The organism is Ruegeria sp. CG8, assembly GCF_056537165.1.
The window spans coordinates 470,262-487,904 of record NZ_JBQFRA010000003.1; the positions used below are offsets into that span (position 1 = coordinate 470,262).

Annotated in this window: 18 protein-coding genes; 9 read left to right on the forward strand and 9 right to left on the reverse strand. The window is 62.9% G+C overall.

Going from position 1 to position 17,643, the window contains the following annotated elements; genetic code table 11:
- Positions 1-108 precede the first annotated feature (108 nt).
- Complete coding sequence (locus ACR0EF_RS12485; protein WP_170372961.1) at positions 109-1,494, forward strand: adenylate/guanylate cyclase domain-containing protein; 1,386 nt, start codon at positions 109-111, stop codon at positions 1,492-1,494.
- A 6-nt stretch (positions 1,495-1,500) separates the two neighbouring features.
- Here ACR0EF_RS12485 and ACR0EF_RS12490 read toward each other — a convergent pair whose 3' ends face one another.
- Positions 1,501-2,637, reverse strand: coding sequence for an alkane 1-monooxygenase (locus ACR0EF_RS12490; protein ID WP_170372962.1), 1,137 nt, complete (start codon positions 2,635-2,637; stop codon positions 1,501-1,503).
- Between the two features lie 24 nt (positions 2,638-2,661).
- Entirely contained in the window at positions 2,662-3,753 is a 1,092-nt protein-coding gene (gene mutY, locus ACR0EF_RS12495; RefSeq protein WP_170372963.1) for an A/G-specific adenine glycosylase, read from the reverse strand.
- An 81-nt stretch (positions 3,754-3,834) separates the two neighbouring features.
- On the opposite strand from mutY, the gene ACR0EF_RS12500 reads away from it, so the two are divergent.
- Genes ACR0EF_RS12500 through ACR0EF_RS12510 form a run of 3 tightly spaced genes read left to right on the forward strand, consistent with a single transcriptional unit; the run spans position 3,835 to position 6,132 of the window.
- Positions 3,835-4,341, forward strand: a complete 507-nt coding sequence (locus ACR0EF_RS12500; RefSeq protein ID WP_170372964.1) for a DUF721 domain-containing protein — start codon at positions 3,835-3,837, stop codon at positions 4,339-4,341.
- A 13-nt stretch (positions 4,342-4,354) separates the two neighbouring features.
- A complete protein-coding gene (locus ACR0EF_RS12505) occupies positions 4,355-5,020 on the forward strand; it encodes a DsbA family protein (RefSeq protein WP_170372965.1) in 666 nt (221 codons plus the stop codon).
- A complete protein-coding gene (locus tag ACR0EF_RS12510; RefSeq protein WP_170372966.1) occupies positions 5,020-6,132 on the forward strand; it encodes a CaiB/BaiF CoA transferase family protein in 1,113 nt (370 codons plus the stop codon). The genes ACR0EF_RS12505 and ACR0EF_RS12510 overlap by 1 nt, the downstream gene beginning before the upstream one ends.
- Here the strand turns inward: ACR0EF_RS12510 and lpxK are convergent.
- Genes lpxK through ACR0EF_RS12530 form a run of 4 tightly spaced genes read right to left on the reverse strand, consistent with a single transcriptional unit; the run spans position 6,129 to position 10,479 of the window.
- On the reverse strand, positions 6,129-7,127 hold the full coding sequence (gene lpxK, locus ACR0EF_RS12515) for a tetraacyldisaccharide 4'-kinase (RefSeq protein WP_170372967.1): 999 nt from the start codon (positions 7,125-7,127) through the stop codon (positions 6,129-6,131). The genes ACR0EF_RS12510 and lpxK overlap by 4 nt on opposite strands.
- Entirely contained in the window at positions 7,114-8,349 is a 1,236-nt protein-coding gene (locus ACR0EF_RS12520; protein WP_170364234.1) for a 3-deoxy-D-manno-octulosonic acid transferase, read from the reverse strand. Before ACR0EF_RS12520 ends, lpxK begins: the two co-directional genes overlap by 14 nt.
- Positions 8,346-9,146, reverse strand: coding sequence for a 3'(2'),5'-bisphosphate nucleotidase CysQ (locus ACR0EF_RS12525; protein WP_170372968.1), 801 nt, complete (start codon positions 9,144-9,146; stop codon positions 8,346-8,348). The genes ACR0EF_RS12520 and ACR0EF_RS12525 overlap by 4 nt, the downstream gene beginning before the upstream one ends.
- The gene (locus ACR0EF_RS12530) at positions 9,133-10,479 is read right to left on the reverse strand and encodes a TldD/PmbA family protein (RefSeq protein ID WP_170370082.1); all 1,347 of its coding nucleotides are present in this window, start codon (positions 10,477-10,479) and stop codon (positions 9,133-9,135) included. The genes ACR0EF_RS12525 and ACR0EF_RS12530 overlap by 14 nt, the downstream gene beginning before the upstream one ends.
- A 225-nt stretch (positions 10,480-10,704) precedes the next feature.
- On the opposite strand from ACR0EF_RS12530, the gene ACR0EF_RS12535 reads away from it, so the two are divergent.
- The gene (locus ACR0EF_RS12535; protein WP_170370080.1) at positions 10,705-11,616 is read left to right on the forward strand and encodes a hypothetical protein; all 912 of its coding nucleotides are present in this window, start codon (positions 10,705-10,707) and stop codon (positions 11,614-11,616) included.
- Positions 11,617-11,693: 77 nt separating this feature from the next.
- On the opposite strand, the gene ACR0EF_RS12540 is transcribed toward ACR0EF_RS12535, so the two are convergent.
- The gene (locus ACR0EF_RS12540) at positions 11,694-13,217 is read right to left on the reverse strand and encodes a DUF2125 domain-containing protein (RefSeq protein WP_170372969.1); all 1,524 of its coding nucleotides are present in this window, start codon (positions 13,215-13,217) and stop codon (positions 11,694-11,696) included.
- A gap of 133 nt (positions 13,218-13,350) precedes the next feature.
- Here ACR0EF_RS12540 and ACR0EF_RS12545 point away from each other — a divergent pair, with 133 nt between their 5' ends.
- The 3 genes from ACR0EF_RS12545 to ACR0EF_RS12555 are packed head-to-tail and all read left to right on the forward strand — an operon-like array spanning position 13,351 to position 15,436.
- The gene (locus ACR0EF_RS12545) at positions 13,351-14,100 is read left to right on the forward strand and encodes an SDR family oxidoreductase (protein WP_170370466.1); all 750 of its coding nucleotides are present in this window, start codon (positions 13,351-13,353) and stop codon (positions 14,098-14,100) included.
- A complete protein-coding gene (locus tag ACR0EF_RS12550) occupies positions 14,097-14,705 on the forward strand; it encodes an enoyl-CoA hydratase/isomerase family protein (RefSeq protein WP_170372970.1) in 609 nt (202 codons plus the stop codon). The genes ACR0EF_RS12545 and ACR0EF_RS12550 overlap by 4 nt, the downstream gene beginning before the upstream one ends.
- Positions 14,702-15,436, forward strand: a complete 735-nt coding sequence (locus ACR0EF_RS12555; protein ID WP_170370074.1) for a VOC family protein — start codon at positions 14,702-14,704, stop codon at positions 15,434-15,436. Before ACR0EF_RS12550 ends, ACR0EF_RS12555 begins: the two co-directional genes overlap by 4 nt.
- Here ACR0EF_RS12555 and ACR0EF_RS12560 read toward each other — a convergent pair whose 3' ends face one another.
- Positions 15,437-15,733, reverse strand: a complete 297-nt coding sequence (locus tag ACR0EF_RS12560; protein WP_170342229.1) for an HNH endonuclease — start codon at positions 15,731-15,733, stop codon at positions 15,437-15,439.
- A 48-nt stretch (positions 15,734-15,781) separates the two neighbouring features.
- Here ACR0EF_RS12560 and ACR0EF_RS12565 point away from each other — a divergent pair, with 48 nt between their 5' ends.
- Positions 15,782-16,972: a TIGR03862 family flavoprotein gene (locus ACR0EF_RS12565; protein WP_170372971.1), complete on the forward strand. Its 1,191-nt coding sequence runs from the start codon at positions 15,782-15,784 to the stop codon at positions 16,970-16,972.
- Here ACR0EF_RS12565 and ACR0EF_RS12570 read toward each other — a convergent pair.
- Complete coding sequence (locus ACR0EF_RS12570; protein WP_170372972.1) at positions 16,969-17,565, reverse strand: glutathione S-transferase family protein; 597 nt, start codon at positions 17,563-17,565, stop codon at positions 16,969-16,971. The two genes, ACR0EF_RS12565 and ACR0EF_RS12570, sit on opposite strands and share 4 nt — an antisense overlap.
- Between the last annotated feature and the right edge of the window lie 78 nt (positions 17,566-17,643).

Sequence of the window (17,643 nt, forward strand, 5' to 3'; positions counted from 1 at the left end):
GGTACCAAGCCTTGCCCCGCCGAACCCGGCGGGGTCTTTTGTTTTTGGCCCCGTGATGTTTGGATGGTTCGACCCCATATCCCGCTACATAGCGAGGGAGCATCAGAAATGTCTGATACCACGGCCAGCCAATCCCGGATTCAGCGGTTTTTCGTGACCACGCCGGACAAATTCAATTTGGACAACAAATACACCGAAGCCGCGCTGGAACGGCACAAGCGCGAAGGGCTGGAACTGGCCGTCCGCGCCCGCTGGATCGCCATGGCGTTGACCGGTGTCCTGCTGGTGTTTCTGAATCCGAACTGGGATGTGATGTGGTATCATTTCATCCTGCTGCTACTCTGCGGCAACGGCTGGTTGATCCGGCGCGCTGGCCGTGTGGGCCAATCCCGGATCGAGCTTCTGCTGATTTTCGCCGATCTGCTGATCATGACGCTGGGCATGGTCGTTCCCAACCCGTTCAGCGACGATGTGCGCCCGCTGGCGATGCAGTACCGGTTCGACAATTTCCAGTATTTCTTCATCATCCTGGCCGCAGGTACGCTGGCCTATTCCTGGCGCACGGTGATCGCCATGGGCAGCTGGACGGCCCTGATGTGGACGGCGGGCTGGATCGTCGCCTGGTGGGTGGCCACGCCCATCTCTGGCCTCAGCGAAAAGGTTGCCACCGCGTTGCAGGGCTATCCGGCCGTGGCCGAACTGTTGGACCCCAACAGCTTCATGGTTCCGATGCGCGTGCAAGAGGTGATCGTGTTCATGATGGTCGCGGTTACGCTGGGCGTGTCGATGCGGCGGCTCAATCGCCTGTTGATCTCAAATGCTGGACTGGAGCGGGAACGCGCCAACCTGTCGCGATACTTCTCGCCCAACGTGGTCGAGGAGCTGAGCCAGAACGACGAACCGCTCAAGCAGGTGCGCAAGGAAAACATCGCGGTTCTGTTCATCGACATCGTGGGCTTCACGAAATTCGCTGCCGGCCGCGACCCGTATGAGGTGATCGAGGTGCTGCGGGGCTTCCATGCGCGAATGGAGGCCGAGGTGTTCCATCACCACGGAACCTTGGACAAGTATCTGGGCGACGGGCTGATGGCCACGTTCGGCACGCCGGTTCCAACTCCGCTGGACGCGGTCAACGCCCTGTCCTGCGCGCGGTCAATGGCTGACATCATCGACCGTTGGAATCTGGAACGCCGACGGGCAGGCGAGCAGGAGATTCAGGTTGGCATCGGTGTTCACTACGGTCCGGTCGTTCTGGGCGACATCGGGGCCAACCGGCTGGAATTCGCGGTGATCGGAGACGCGGTCAATCTGGCTGCCAAGCTTGAAGCAATGACGCGAAAGATGGGTGCGCGGATTGTCATCAGCGACGCGCTGCGCGAAAAGGCCCTAAGCGAAGCGTCGACGGCTGCCGATCTGATGAACGGGTTCCAGCGCCACGATGCACAGGCGGTTGGCGGCGTCGAGCGGCCGGTCGATATCTGGGCGCTGCGTTGACCGCTCTCAGGACCGTGGCATCGGAAGCATTGCCTTGTTGTACGGCTTCCAGTCCGTGATCTCGGGGTAGTACTGTCGCCGCCAAGCCCGCACCCGCGGGTTCATCACACGCCGCCACAGCGGCGGGACCATCGCCGCGATCGTCATCACCGGATAGCCATAGGGCAGTTGCGGGGCCGCTTCGGCAGGGTGGTTCTGCAGCAGCGGAAACCGCCGGTTGGGCTTGTAATGGTGGTCCGAGTGGCGTTGCAGATTGATTAGCAGCCAGTTCGAGGCCTTGTGCGCGGCGTTCCACGAATGGCGCGGCCGGACATGTTCGTACTTGCCGTCGCCCAGGTATTTGCGCGTCAGCCCGTAATGTTCGACATAGTTGACCAGCTCCAGCTGCCAAATCGCGGTGCCGGCCTGAACCAGGAACAGCCCCAGCCCCGCCCATCCGCCGAGCAGCAGCGCCAGCGCCAGCATCAATCCCTGCAGCGCCCAATACCGCCAGAACGGGTTCGCCCGGTTCGTCCAGTTCAGCCCCTTGCGCGCCAGCTTGGTCTTCTCGGCCTGAAACGCGGATACCAGGCACTGGCGCAGGACGCGCGGATAAAAGCGGTGGAACCCTTCGTTGTAGCGCGCGGTCACGGGGTCGCGGGGCGTGCCCACATAGCGGTGATGCACCAGCAGGTGTTCGGACCGGAAATGCGAATACAGAACCATCGCCAGCAGGATGTCGCCCAGCCACCGTTCCAGCCGGCCCTTCTGGTGCATCAGTTCGTGGCTGTAGTTGATGCCGATCGTGCCCGAGATCACGCCCATCCCGAAGAACAGCCCGATCTTTTCCAGCGATGACAGGTGTTCGGCGCGGGTGGCGTACCAGATCAGGCCATAGAGCGTGAAAAACTGCAACGGCACCCAGGCCTTGGTCAGCAGAACGTACCAGCGCAGCGCGTCCTCAGGCGTTTCGGGGTCGGCGTTTTCAAGGTTCAGCCCGGTCAGCCCGTCCAGCGCTGCAAACAACCACCAGGTGGACAGCGGCACCAGCAATACCCACCAGCCGCCGGCGAAAGCGGTGAACCACAGGATCGGGATCAATAGGAACGAAACCCAGAAAGGAAGGGCTGTTTGCCAGCGCGACAGGGTATCAGTCGAGATCATGGTTCAGGCTCCGAAAATCTGCCGTCAGGATAATCCTGCCCGATCCATTTTCCCAGATGCAGAACTGCCGCGCCACAGATCATGCGCCTTGCGCATCACGGTCGGAAGATCGCCGGGGCGAAAGGCATGTTTGGGCATCACGACCAACCCCAAGGGGTCCACATCTGCGGGTACGGCGGCGGTCCAAACGCGCAGGATCAGGTGGAAATGGGTAAAGGTATGGCGCACCTCGGCGGGCAGCAGGGTCCAATCGGCCGGAAAGGGCGGCGCCTCGGCCGCGTCCTCGGCCCATTCCGAACCTGGAAAGCCCAGCATCCCGCCCAACAGCCCCATTTCCGGGCGGCGTTCCAGCAGGATTGCGCCATCGGCGCGCTGTGCGATGTAGACGTGGCCAAGCCGGGTTGGCTTCGGCGCTTTGGGTGTTTTGCGCGGCAGGTCCGTCTGTGTTCCGGCAGCGCGGGCCTGGCATGGGTCTCGCAGCGGGCAGATGCCACAGGCCGGAGACTTCGGCGTACAGATCGTGGCCCCCAGATCCATCACCGCCTGGGCATAGTCGCCGGGGCGTTCGTCCGGGGTCAGCGCGGCGGCCTTCGCCTTCAGAAGAGGTTTCGATTTCGGCAGCGGGTCGTGGATGTCATGCAGCCGGGCCATGACCCGCTCGACATTCCCGTCCAGCACGGTTTCGGGCCGGTCAAAGGCGATGGCCGCGATGGCGGCGGCGGTGTAGGGGCCGATGCCGGGCAGCTTCAGCAGCGCATCATGGCTGTCGGGAAAGCGCCCGTCGTACTGGTCCACCACTGCGCGGGCGCATTTCAGCAGGTTGCGCGCGCGGGCGTAGTAGCCCAGCCCGGCCCATTCCGCCATCACCTGGTCATCGGGTGCGCCGGCCAGCGCGCGGACATTCGGCCAGCGCGAGGTGAAGCGCAGGAAATACTCCCGCACGGCGGTCACAGTGGTCTGCTGCAACATCACCTCGGACAGCCACACGCGATAGGGGTCGGGCTGCACGCCCGCGGCCCTGTCGGCGGGGCTGACCCGCCACGGCAGATCGCGGGCATGACGGTCGTACCAGGCAAGCAGGCTGCGGCTGAGGTCGAAAGTGGCGGTGTCACGCAAGTTTTATCCATTTCTCTGTCGGGTTTCGCTGGCGCCCGGATGCACGCCCATTACAATAGCGGCGCAGGAGTTGGAAACCAGATGCAACCAAGACGGTCCACCACCCGCGGGTTCAAACGCACCGCGTCCTTGCTGAGCGATCGGATCCGCAAAGCCGGTGAAAGCCGCGGCTTTGCCGTCTCGCGTCTGTTGACCCATTGGGCCGATATCGTGGGTCCCGACATCGCCGCCATCGCCCGACCGGTCAAGGTGGGCTATGGCAAGGGTGGGTTCGGCGCCACATTGACAGTGCTGACCACCGGACCTCAGGCCCCGATGCTCGAGATGCAGAAGGACCGTCTGCGCGACAAGGTAAATGCCGTCTATGGCTACAGTGCCATCAGCCGCATCCGCATCACCCAGACCGCTCCGACCGGATTTGCCGAGGGGCAGGCCAGTTTCGAACACCGTCCGAAACAGGCGAAACCCACCATCACACCGGAAGTCGTTGCCGAGGCAGACAAAGTGACGCGCGAGGTTCACGACCAAGACTTGCGTGCTGCCCTTGAACGACTGGGCCGGAACGTTCTATCCAAACAAAAACGCTGAGAAAGGGCTGAGTATGAGCCGTATTGCAACCGTAATCTGCGCGGCCGTGGCGCTGGCCGCAGGCGGCTATTGGCTGACCCAATCGCCAAGCACCGTGCCTGTGCCACAACTGGTCGGCAGCGCCGAAGCGCAAAACGCCGATCTGGACACCTCGACCATCGTCGAGATGGTGCAGGGGGCCGAGGATGCACCGGTCGAAATCATCGAATATGCGTCCTATACCTGCCCGCACTGCGCGAATTTCCATCAGGGGCCGTACAAGCAGCTCAAGAAGGATTACATCGACACCGGAAAGGTCAAGTTCATCTACCGCGAGGTCTATTTCGACCGCTACGGCATCTGGGCGTCGATGGTGGCGCGCTGCGGTGGCCCCGAGAAGTTCTTTGGCATCACCGACCTGATCTATCAGGGCCAGTCCGAATGGACTCGCGCCGGCGGCCCGGCCGAGATCGTGGAAGAACTGCGCAAAATCGGCCGTCTGGCCGGGCTGAGCAACGATCAGCTGGAAGCCTGCCTGCAGGACGGCACCAAGGCGCAGACCCTCGTCGCCTGGTACCAGAAAAACGCCGAGCAAGACGGTATCCAAGCCACCCCGTCCTTTGTCGTCAACGGCAAGAAGGTCGAAAACCAGTCCTATGACGAGTTCAAGGCGCTGATCGAAAAGGAACTGGGCAACTGATGAGCGGGCCTCTGGCCGGTCTCAAGGTTGTCGAACTGGCGCGCATTCTGGCTGGCCCCTGGGCCGGCCAGACCTTTGCCGATCTGGGCGCCGAGGTCATCAAGGTGGAATCCCCGGCCGGTGATGACACCCGCGCCTGGGGTCCGCCCTTCGTGACCCGCGATCAGGATGTCTCTGCGGCCTATTACCACTCGACGAACCGCGGCAAGGCGTCGGTGATCGCCGATTTCTCGACCCCCGAAGGGCAGGAGAAGGTGCGCGCGCTGGTCGCTGACGCCGATGTGGTGATCGAGAATTTCAAGGTCGGCGGGCTGAAGAAATACGGGCTGGACTATGACAGCCTCAGCCAGTTGAACCCGCGCCTCGTCTATTGCTCGATCACCGGGTTCGGGCAGACCGGGCCATATGCGCACCGGGCCGGGTATGATTTCATCATCCAGGGCATGTCGGGGCTGATGTCCGTGACCGGAGAGCCCGACGGCCAGCCGCAGAAGGCAGGCGTGGCGATCACCGACGTGTTCACCGGCATCTATGCGGTGGCCGGGGTTCTGGCCGCCTTGCATCAGCGCCAGCGCACCGGGCGTGGGCAGCATGTGGACATGGCCCTTCTGGATGTGGCCGTGGCGGTCACGGCAAACCAGGCGCTGAACTATCTGACCACGGGTCAAGTGCCGCAGCGCATGGGCAACGCGCATGTGAACCTGGCGCCCTACCAGGTGTTCGACTGTGCCGACGGTTACATCATCATCGCCACCGGTAATGACCGGCAATATCAGCGCCTGTGCCGGGTGTTGAACCTGCCCGACATGGCCGAGGCGCCCGAATACCTGCACAACAAGGACCGGCTGGCCAATCGCCGCACCCTGATTGCACGGCTGAACGGGGCCACGGCGACCTGGGCCAAAGCCGACCTGCTGGCCGCCTGCGAGGCGCAGGGCATCCCCGCCGGGCCGATCAATACGCTGGACGAGGTCATGGCCGATCCGCAGGTAATCGCACGCGGCATGCAGATCGACCTGGACGGGGTGCCGGGGATTCGCGCGCCATTCGTCTTTTCGGATGCCGATCTGAACCTTTCGCGCCCCGCCCCGAAACTGGGCGAAGACGACTAGGGCGGCGGCGCGGCCGTCAGCAACCGCTGACGCACGTCGTCGGCTTGATACACCTGCAGGCGCACCGGCAGGGTGATGACCTTGCTGCGGAAGGCGGGCGGCAGGCGAACGGCGTCTTTTTCGGTGGTGACCATCTGCGCGCCCAGCAGCCGCGCCTCGTTTTCCAGCCGGGTCATCAGGGCCGGCGTCAACGGCTGGTGATCGTCCAGCGCCTCGGCCCGCAGCAGCCGCGCGCCCTGTTGGCGCAAGGTTTGAAAGAACTTCTCGGGGTGGCCGATACCGGCAAAGGCCAGAACCGGAGTCTCGCTCCAGTCCATCCCGGTTTGCAGTGCCGTGACCTGACCGGTGGCGTGCGGAACGCCCAGCTTGTTGCCCCATAGCTGCGCGAACTGTTCCTGCGCGGCCAAGTCGCCCAGCGACAGTACTAGATCGGCCCGTTGCAGCCCCACGTCGACCGGCTCGCGCAGCGGTCCGGCCGGCAGGCACAAGCCGTTGCCAAAGCCACGGACCGCGTCCACCACGACGACCGAGAATGTCTTGGCCACCGAAGGGTTCTGGAATCCGTCGTCCAGCACGATCGCGGTGGCGCCGGTCTCGGCGGCGGCGCGGGCGCCGGCGGCACGATCCTTGGCGACCCAGACCTCGGCGAAGGCCGCCAGCAACAATGGCTCGTCTCCGACCTGCGCCGCCGTGTGTCGGACCGGGTCGACCCGAACCGGCCCCTCAAGCGATCCGCCATGGCCGCGGGTGACCACATGCGGCGTGTGATACGCGTCACGCAACTGTTCCAGAACCCATATTGCCGTCGGCGTTTTTCCAGTGCCGCCAGCATTCAGGTTGCCGACGCAGATCACGGGTACACCCGGATCAACCCCGGGCCCCGACGCCACCCGCCGCGCCGTTGCCCGCGCATAGACGCGGCCAAGCGGCGCCAGCAGCCTCGCGCGAAGGCCGGGGTGATCCGGCGCGTTGTTCCAGAATTCAGGCGCCCTCATGTTCCGCTCCGTGCTGGTCCAGATGTTCCTGTACCATGTCGATCAGAGTATCCACCTGGGGCGCGCTCTCGGTCACCAGTTGCCAACCGGCAAGGGCCATGTTCGCGGCCAAGTCCGGGGCCAGCAATTCAACGACAGCGTCGCCCAATTCGGTGGCGGTGCGAATCTCTCGAGCGGCTCCCACACGATCAAGCGCGTCATACAGGGCCTTGTGGCCGCTCACGTCCGGTCCATGGATCAGGGCCGAGCCCAAGGCTGCGGCCGCGATTGGGTCATGCCCGCCTATTCCCGACTCGAGCGTGCTGCCCATGAACGTCACCGGAGAGACGCGATACCAAAGGCCAAGGGCCTCGGGGTCTGACGCAAGGATGACCTGGGTCATGTCTTCGATCATGTCCCCATCTTCCCAGTTGGCACAGCGCAGGTCCATCGTTTCCAGCCTTTTGCGCAGGGGCGCCGCCTCGGACATGTCCGCGACATGCAGGATCAGGGCCAGCCTCGGCAGCATCCGCATGGCCTGCCGATGTGCGCTGAGAACCGAGATGAATTCCTTGGCGTCGACCCACGCCGCCAGCCAGACCGGCCGCCCTGCCAACGCATGGTTCGTCTCGATCAGTTCGTCCTCGGGCCAGGGGCGAAGGGTGGGGCTGATACTGAGCGGCGGAAACAGCGCCACCTTCGAAGCGGGGACGCCCAGACGTCGGATTTGCCGGGCTGCATCCTCGGACGTGACGTGGATCGCACGGAAGCAGTCAAAGGTATAGCGGTTGATGTCCGGCAGCCATTTCCCGACAAAGGCAATACGAACGTCGTTCTCGCCTTCAAGCAGGACCATGGGTATACCGCGTTCGGCCGCGCGGGTGATCACGTTGGGCATCAGGCCGCCGCCGACCCACAGCCCCATGTCGGGCTGCCAGTGCTCCAGAAATCCACGCGCCGCGCCGGTTTTTTCGTCAGGCAGCGGAACCAATTCCATGTCGCAACCTGCCCAGTGTGTCAGGTCAGCGTCAGGCGGGACGGTCAACAGAATCGACAGCCCTGGCCGGGACTGCTGCAGCCGCTTGCAAAAGTCGTTCACCGCCCGCAGGCGCTGTTCGTTGGCAACATGAATCCAAAGCAACTCACCCGCGGGGCGAGGCGGCGTGTTGTGTCCAGTGGGCTTGGGAACACCCCAGGACAACGCGCGATAGGCCGCCAGGCTGAGGGATCGCGGTTTGCTCATGCCCGGTGCCCCTGAATTGGCTGATCCAGTCGGCCCATCAGCACCTTATGCAATTCGGACCCGGCGCCAACAACACCGTTCAGCCGTGGGTTGGGGTTGTTGAACCGCAACGGACGCCCAGTACGGTCAGTACAGGTGCCGCCTGCTTCGCGCAGGATCAGATCCCCGGCCGCGATGTCCCATTCCCAGCTTGGGCGCAAGGTCAGCATCCCGTCGAACCTGCCCTGTGCGACCAGCGCCATACGGTAGGCCAGCGACGGGCGATAGGCCCGACGGAAGATCGGCGCGACCCCGCCCTGCCAATGATCCGGTTTCAGGTTCGGTTTTGCGGCCAGAACCTCGGCTTCGGCCTCTGTGGCCGCCGCGGTCACCCGGATCGGCTGACCGTTCAGGGTTGCCCCCTGTCCCCGCGCGGCAGCAAACAGCATGTCGCGCATCGGCAGGTAGATCACGCCGGCAATGACCTGTCCGCGATCGGCGACCGCCAATGAATGCGCCCATGTGCGCGACCCTTCGGCAAAGCTGCGGGTGCCGTCGATCGGGTCGATGATGAAAACTCGGTCACGGGTCAATCGGTCCTGATTGTCCTCGGTCTCCTCGCTCAGCCAGCCATATCCGGGCCGCGCGCTGGGCAGGCGTTGTTCCAGCATCGCGTTGACGGCCAGATCAGCCTCGGTCACCGGCCCGGCGCCCTTGGGTTTGTCCCAGCTCTGCATCTCGCGGCCTGCATAGGCGACGGCAATCCGGCCGGCCTCACGTGCGGCGTCGATCAGCAGGGACAGGTCAGTTACCGGCAAGTGTCATCCCTTCGATCAGAAGCGAGGGCACGACCCGGGACAGATAAGTGCGTGCGTCATTGGCCGGGATGATCCGCATCAGCATGTCCCGCAGGTTTCCGGCAATGGTGCATTCGTTGACCGGGTGCGAGATCTCGCCGTTTTCGACCCAGAAACCCGACGCACCGCGTGAGTAATCGCCGGTATTGGGGTTGATGGTGGAACCGATCATCGAGGTCACCAGCAATCCCGTTCCCATGTCGCGAAGCAGGTCGTCGCGGCTGACCTCGCCCTGGGTCAGGCTCAGGTTCCAGTTGCTGGGAGATGGAGGACCGGACACGCCACGGGCGGCGTTCCCGGTGGAGTTCATGCCCAGTTTGCGCGCGCTTGAAAGATCCAGTGTCCATCCGGTCAGCACGCCGTTTTCGACGATCATCCGGCGCGCGGTCGGCAATCCTTCGGCATCAAACGGGCGCGATCCCGCAATCCTCGGGCGATGGGGGTCTTCGATCAGCGACAGATGTGCAGGCAGCACCTGCTGGCCCAGGCTGTCCTTGAGCCAGGAGGCACCGCGGGCCACCGCCGCGCCGTTGCTGGCCGCCAGAAGATGCCCGATCAATGAGGACGAAATCCGCTCGTCGAACAATACCGGGAAACGTCCTGTTTCCGGCTTTCGGGCACCCACTCGCTGCACGGCACGCTCTCCCGCGATCCGGCCGATCTCGTCGGGGCTGCGCAGGTCGGACTGAAAGCTGCGGCTGTCTCCGTCATAGTCGCGTTCCATCCCGGTGCCTTCGCCCGAGATCGCCACGCATGAAACCGAGCGGCTGCTGCGCCCATAGCCACCGGAAAACCCATTTGTCGCGGACAGATGAACCCGGTGGGTGCCATAGGATGCCGCCGCATCAGACACCTGGGTAACGCCTTCCACCGCCAGGGCTGCAGCCTCGGCGGTCAGCGCGTCCTGCATCAGAGCGTCTGCTGAAGGTTCGGGCGTGGGGTCAAAAAGCTCCAAGGAGTCCACGGAAAAACCGCTGGCCAATTGTTCCGGATCTGCCAGACCAGCGAACGGATCCTCGGGCGCTTCGCGTGCCATGGCCACGGCCCGTTCGGCCATGGCGGCAAGCGTTTCGGGGCGACTGTCCGAGCCGGACACGATGGCCTGCTGCTTGCCGATGAAAACACGCAACCCCACGTCGGTGCTTTCGGCGCGTTCGGCGTGCTCCAAAGCGCCACCACGCACCTCGACCGAGACCGAGGATCCGTCGATCACGATCGTGTCGGCCGCTTCGGCTCCGGCCTTGCGGGCCAGGTCCAGCATTTCGTGGCTGATTGCTTCGGGTGATCGGGTCATGGTGCCTCCAATTGATTGTATTGGACCTAGCCTTGGTCAACCCGCCTCGCAAGCCCTTGGGTGTATCCAATGCGTCACGGATGGTGACGGCACGTTCGGAAATTGGGGTCTACGGAAATAGATCCCGCTGGGAAGGGCCGCAGCTGCAGAGTAAGCTGACTTCAGAGAATGACCGGTCGCCCGGCGGTACTGAAATTTGAGGTATGAGGTTTGGCGCGTTTCTTTGTGGTTGAGTTTGACGAGCCCGGCGTCCTGGCCAAGGGCAAAGGGTCCCGCAACATCATCGTGCGCCTGACTCGGGTGATGGGTAAGCTGGGCGTTCCCTCCGAGGTTTTGCCCTTCGCCGACTTGATGGCACGCGGTGCGATCGACGACCCGCAGAGTTACGTTCTGCTTCACTACAACGAGCTGTTTGTCGTTCAGAACGAAAAAGTTGACTGGCTGCGTGCGCGGGAATCTGAAATCGAGGCACTGGGCCACAGGATTTTGCACTCGGTCGAACACGGCCGCGTCGTCGGGCACAAGATCCGTCAGAACAAGGTTCTGACAGCGGCTGGGGTTCCAATGCCCCGGCTTATCGAGACTGGGTCTTCGTTTGAAACTGCGTTCTCGAACGAAGTTTCGAACGCTCATGTTCCGGTTCAGCTTGTCGGGAATGCCGCAGAGTTGGACCCGGATCGTTACAACACCGAGTATGTCGATTGTCGTCACGAGTATGAAGGTGAGATGTGGCACGTCTGCATTCGTGCGCAAGCGGTGGGCGAACAGGTTCTGTTTTCTTGGGTTAGAGCGGGACGCGAAGCCAGCGTCCATACCCGTGACACACCCGTAAACCCTCAGATGATAAGGTATTTTCACAGGTTGGTGATCACGCCCAACATTGGCCGGATCAACGCGATTGCGAGGGGGGTAAAGGCGGCTTTGGGTGTCGGGCTTTATGCCCACGATATCCTTCCCTGTGCCAAGACCGGTCAACTGTTCTTGTGCGAAACAAACTTCAAGTTCTACGATGGAAACCACCGATTTCATATGGCGAGCATCGCGGCTGAGCATCCCGTACCAGCACTGTTCGACGGGCGCAAAGTCACGCGTCGGATGGCCCGGGCTCTGGTGCAGGAACTCGATTTGAAGACCTGAAAGCCCGAGATTGCATCGAACCAAAGAAAAAGGGCGCGGAACACCGCGCCCTTGGTCGAAGGCCAGGCCAAGCGAGCTTACTTGATCCGTTGACCATTGGCCAAAATCTGGCCGTCCTTGGTGAACTCGATCTTGGAGTTCAGCGTGTCGGGCTGGTCGCCGGGAACAGCCATCATCCCCATCATCATGCGCGCGCCCATGGCGTCGTTCTCGGACATGAACCCCATTCCGATCAGTTTGTCGATCAGGGCGTTGGCACCCACCAACTGGAGGTTTGCCTCACCCGCCGGCGCCGGAACGCCACCGAACTCTTCGGTGTTCGAGTTGTCGAAGGTGAAATCACCGGTGCCTGTCAGCTTGGCACCGACCATCGAGACCAGCAGTTCATTGATTTTGAGCGAATGCAGTTCGGCCGGAACCTCGTCCGAGCCTTCCAATGCTTCGGCAACTTCCGGGTCCAGGAAGTTCAGGAGAACCTTTGCGGTGCCCGTCGCATCCAGCGCGATCGTGGCTGGATCGCGCGGCAAGGCGCCTGCGGGGTCGAACATGCTCCACAGAATGTCGGACATGGTGAAGTCTGTCAGGTTCATCGCAAAGCCGAACGGCTCGACCTCTTCGGATGCCTGGATGGGTGCCTCGAGTTTCAGACCGGCCTTCGCCATTGCAATCTCGATGGGAAACGGCAGGTCTGCCGTGGTTACTTCCAGCTTTGCATTGTTCTGTTCGACGTCATACGCCAGACGCTCGGCGTCGATGCTGGCACCGAAGCGGCCACCGTCCGAACTGCTGGCCATCGAGAAAGCCTCGCCCTCGCTGGTGCCCGCGATGCTGGTTTGGCCTGCGCCGTAGGTGAAGATCCCGTCAAAGGCAAAACCAGCCTCATATGCGCCTTCTACGTCCGCCAGGCTGAAGCCTTCGGGGATTACGTTCCTGCCTTCAAACTCCAGTTGGTCGAGCTTGCCGTTGATGCGTGCATCTTCGCCCGTTTCCGGGTCTTGGAAATTCAGGTCATAGGTCAGGTTTGCCGCGGTGAAATTCTGGTCGACCTTGCGGCCCACTCCGATCTGCATCCGGGATGCACCGGCCAGGTTGATCATCTCAAAACCCAGGTCCAGCGCGTCGTCGGGCATCGCTTCGCCATCGACCATGATGTTGTCGAGCGCCAGGGCCAGCTTGCTGGCAGAGTAGTCATAGGTCATGTCGTCGGGGGACCCCGAAACCAGCATTTTCAACCCGGTCTGCGAGTACAGGATATCCACCGAGAATTCTTCCTCCTCGGCCTGGCCGGATACCGTCATGGGGAAGCTTTCGGGGAATTCAATGCTGACCGTTCCGTCGCCGTTTTCCGTCAGGGTCATTTCCGGAACGACCATGCCGAACGAGCCTTCTCCCTCGGGAAGGTCCATCTTCATGGTCATGTTCGTGATGGTGGTGACGTCGCCAGAGGTGTTCTGCTCGCCGGTGATGGTGTACCCCATGCTGCCCATGTAGGCCTGCCAATCCGACCAGACATCGTTGGCGGACAGATCGGCAAAAGCGCCTTGGGTTGCAACGGCATAAGCCAGCGCGGCACCGCAGCTGCGGCGGAAAAAAACGGACATAAGGGAACCCTTCTCGGTAAAAATTGCGCGCATGGTCGTGGTTGTCGCGGCTGCCGTCAAGGGGCAAGGGCTGGACGATTTCCCCGTTTGCGCGGTACCACTTTACCCGATTTCAATCCAAAAGGATTACAGGATGCACATGAAGGGCAAAACAGTACTGATCACCGGAGCCAGCCGCGGCATCGGCGCCGAAGCAGGGCGCGTATTTGCCGCAGCCGGCGCCAATGTCGCGCTGGTAGCGCGCAGCCATGATCAGATCGATGCATTGGCCGCGGCACTGGGTGAGAACGCCATCGCGCTGTCCTGCGACGTCAGCGATTTTGCGCAGGTGGAACAAGCGGTTGCGGATTGCGCCGACCGCTTTGGCCGCATGGACGTGCTGATCGGCAATGCGGGTGTGATCGATCCAATCTTTCACCTGTCAAATGCCGATCCAGCAGCCTGGAGCAAGGCCATCGATATCAACCTCAAAGGTGTGTTCCACGGGATGCGCGCGGTTCTGCCGCTGATGCGGGCGGCGGGCGGCGGGACGGTCCTGACCGTTTCCTCCGGAGCCGCCTCCAACCCGGTCGAGGCCTGGAGCCACTACTGCGCGTCCAAGGCCGGGGCGAAAATGCTGACCGAATGTCTTCACCTGGAAGAGGCGCATCACGGCATACGTGCCATGGGTCTGTCCCCGGGCACGGTGGCGACCGACATGCAGCGGGTCATCAAGGCCAGCGGCATCAACCCGGTCAGCCAGTTGGACTGGGACGATCACATCCCGGCCGACTGGCCGGCGCGGGCGCTGCTGTGGATGTGCTCGGAAGATGCGGACGAGTTTCTGGGAACCGAGATTTCGCTGCGCCGTGATGACATTCGCCAGAGGATCGGCCTGACGTGATCGACCTGACCCAGCAGGACGGTCTGTGGGCGGTCACGATCAACAACCCCGGCAAGGCCAATGCCCTGACCGGGGCCATGTTGTCGGACCTGCTGCAGATCGCGGAAGCGGCCCAAGAGGCGCGCGCCCTGATCCTGACCGGAGCGGGCAAGGTGTTCAGTGCCGGCGCCGATCTGGACGAGGCGCGGGCAGGCCTTGCGACCTCGGACCTGTGGGAGCGTTTGTCCGGAGCCATCGCGGCGCTGCCCTGCCTGACCGTCGCTGCGTTGAACGGCACCATGGCGGGCGGGGCCAACGGTATGGCCTTGGCCTGTGACCTGCGCATCGCGGTGCCCACGGCCAAGGTCTTCTACCCGGTCATGCGGTTGGGGTTCCTGCCGCAGCCATCGGACGTGAAACGCATGCGGGCGCTGATCGGCCCCGCCCGGACCAAGTTGATCCTGATGGCAGGCCAGAAGGTCACGGCGGACGAAGCGTTTGCCTTTGGCCTTGTGGACCGGGTGGTCGCTCCGGAAGATCTGATGCAGACCGCGCGGGACCTGGTTGCTGACAGCCTGGCCGCTGATCCGCAGACGGCGGCCGGCATCGCCGGGATGTGCGGATGAGGATCGCTGCCCTTCGCCTGCGTGTGGCTGATCCCGCACGGCTGGCCGATTCCTACAGGGTAAACTTCGGCATGGTCGTCCGTGCCGAGGGAGATGCGCGGCGAGTGGGCTATCCGGGGCCCAGCGCCGACCTTCTGCTGTTGCCCGGAGGCGGCGGATACGCCCACGACCGGGGTCAGAGATACTGGAAGATCGGCATCACCTTGCCAGATCTCGACCAGGCGGCGGAATGGCTTCGGCGCGCTGGCATCAACGTCAGCCGTCCGGCCCAGTTTCGAGATATCGGTTACATGTGCCACCTCTCGGACCCCGAAGGCTTCTCGATCGAGCTTCTTCAGCATGATTTTGAGGGGAAGCGGCCCAAAAAGCAGCGGGATGAGAACCCGTTCGGACAGGCCGCTGTGGGCCAGATCACTCTGCGGACCGGCGACATTTCGGCAGAGGATGCGTTTTGCAGGGATTTGGGCCTGCGCCTGCTTTCCATGCAGGACGTGGCCTCGCACGGGTTTGATCTGCATTTCTATGCCTTCACGACCGAGGTGCCGCCGGACCCTGATCTCTGGGCGGTCGCAAATCGCGAATGGCTGTGGAAACGTCCCTATACCACACTGGAATATCAGCATATTCCCGATGCACGGATCGTTCCCGCGCCAGACTTTCTGGGCATCGAGGTCGAGGGCCTGGCTGCAACGGAAACAGACCCGATGGGTGACCCGTTCCTGCCAGCCTGATCAACGGCCGCGGCGTCGGCCCGGGACTTTGGATTGAAATCCAGGCGGACGTTTGCGTACCCAGTCCAGAAATCGGTTCAGCCGGGGATGCGTGCGCAGGCTTTCGACAGTGTTGAAGTCTCGCGCAAGCTCGGCTTCGGTCAGGGTGGCGTGCACCTCCTTGTGGCAGATCTTGTGCAGCAGAACCGTGGGACCGCCCTTGCCACCTTTGAGTTTTGGGATCAGATGGTGCAGGCTGCCGGTCCCGTTCGGGATCGGGCGGTTGCAGAGCGGGCAGATCGGATCGCTGTTCGTCATCACCGGAACACAGTCGCGGCTGAACGCAAGTGAGGCAAGAGGGCAGATATGGCACAGGCAGTGGTGATCGGGGCAGGCCCCGCCGGGCTGATGGCCGCCGAAGAACTTGCCGGGGCCGGGCACAATGTGCTGGTTGCCGAGGCCAAACCCTCGGTGGCCCGCAAATTCCTGATGGCGGGGAAGTCCGGTCTGAACCTGACAAAGGACGAGCCGTTTGACCGCCTGATTTCGGCGTACGGCGATGCGGCGGACTGGTTGCACCCAATGATTGCCGCCTTCGATGCGCAGAGCGTGCAAAGCTGGGCGCGGGACTTGGGCCAAGATCTGTTCACGGGGTCCACAGGGCGGGTATTTCCCAAATCAAAAAAAGCTTCGCCATTGCTGCGCGCCTGGCTGGCGCGGCTGGAAGAGATGCGGGTCGAGATCCGCACCCGTTGGCGCTGGTTGGGTTGGGACGGCCCCGCGCTGGTCTTTGATACGCCGGCAGGTCGGCAGAAAGTGGTTGCTGACGTCACGGTTCTGGCGCTTGGCGGTTCCAGCTGGGCGCGTCTGGGGTCGGATGGCGCTTGGGCGCCGGCTCTGGCCGATGCCGGGGTTCCGCTGGTCCCTTTTGCACCATCGAACGCCGCACTGTCCGTCGAATGGAGCCCCCATATGGCCGCGTATTTCGGTCAGGCGCTGAAATCTGTTCGGTGGCGCGCGGGCGACCTTGCCAGCCGTGGCGAGGCGGTCATTTCAGCCAAAGGCCTGGAAGGGGGCGGTCTTTACCCGCTGACACCCGCGCTTCGGCAGGGTGCGGATCTGTATGTGGACCTCGCGCCGGACCGCACGATTCAGGATCTGTCCGGGCGTCTGTCAAAAGCTGGCCCGAAAACCACTTTGACCCGTTGGTTGAAGAACGGCATGCGACTGCCGCCGCCAAAGATCGCCTTGTTCCACGAAATGACACATGGGCAGAATCAGCGGCGCGATGATTGGGTCAAGACTTTGAAGGCTTTGCCTGTTCGCAACGCAGGCTTGCGCCCGCTGGACGAAGCCATTTCAACCGCAGGCGGGGTTGCGAAAAGCGGGCTGGACTCGGGGCTGATGCTGAAAGCCAAGCCCGGCGTGTTCTGCACAGGCGAGATGCTGGATTGGGAAGCCCCGACCGGCGGCTATCTGTTGACCGCATGCCTGGCGACAGGTCGTTGGGCGGGGCGCTCGGCCGCAGAATGGGCCGGGCTGTCCCAAGCGGATTAGGCGGATTTGGCCATTTCACCCAGTTTCTTGTAGGCCGGACGCTCGCGAACGCGCTTGCCGTAGGCTTTCAGGCTGTCTGAATTCATCGGGAATCCAGCCGACTTTGCCCAGCTCATGCAGTGAATGCACAGGATGTCCGCGATCGTCATCTGCTCGCCCTGGAGGAATGGCCCTTTGAATCGCTGCCCCATGCGTTGAAAGCTGCGGTCAAACTCCCACTGGGCGGTTTCGACGACCTGTGGAACGCGTTTGTCCTTGGGCAGGATGAACATATGGCGGGCGGCCAGCCAAAGAGGAGCGTCGAATTCTTCCAACAGCGCGTGCAACAACGAATCCTGCTCGGCCCGTTCCGGGGTGCCGGCGGGGTAGGTGAAGGCCCCTTGCTTGTCTGCCAGATAGGTCATGATCGCCGCGCTGTCCGAAATGACTGCATCGCCATCTTGCAGGACAGGGATCTTGCCCGTGCCGTTCAGGTCCAGAACGCGCGGATCGTGCGGGCCCGCATCGATCCACTCATAGTCCTGCCCCAGTTCCTCCAATAGCCAGATCACCCGAGAGGCACGACTCTGGATGCGCCCGTAGATCTTGTACATGTCATGCTCCTGCGTGGTTGCTCTGGCGACAGGGTGGGGGACTGCGCCGCCGCGTCAAGTCGGACGCGCCGTCAGTTC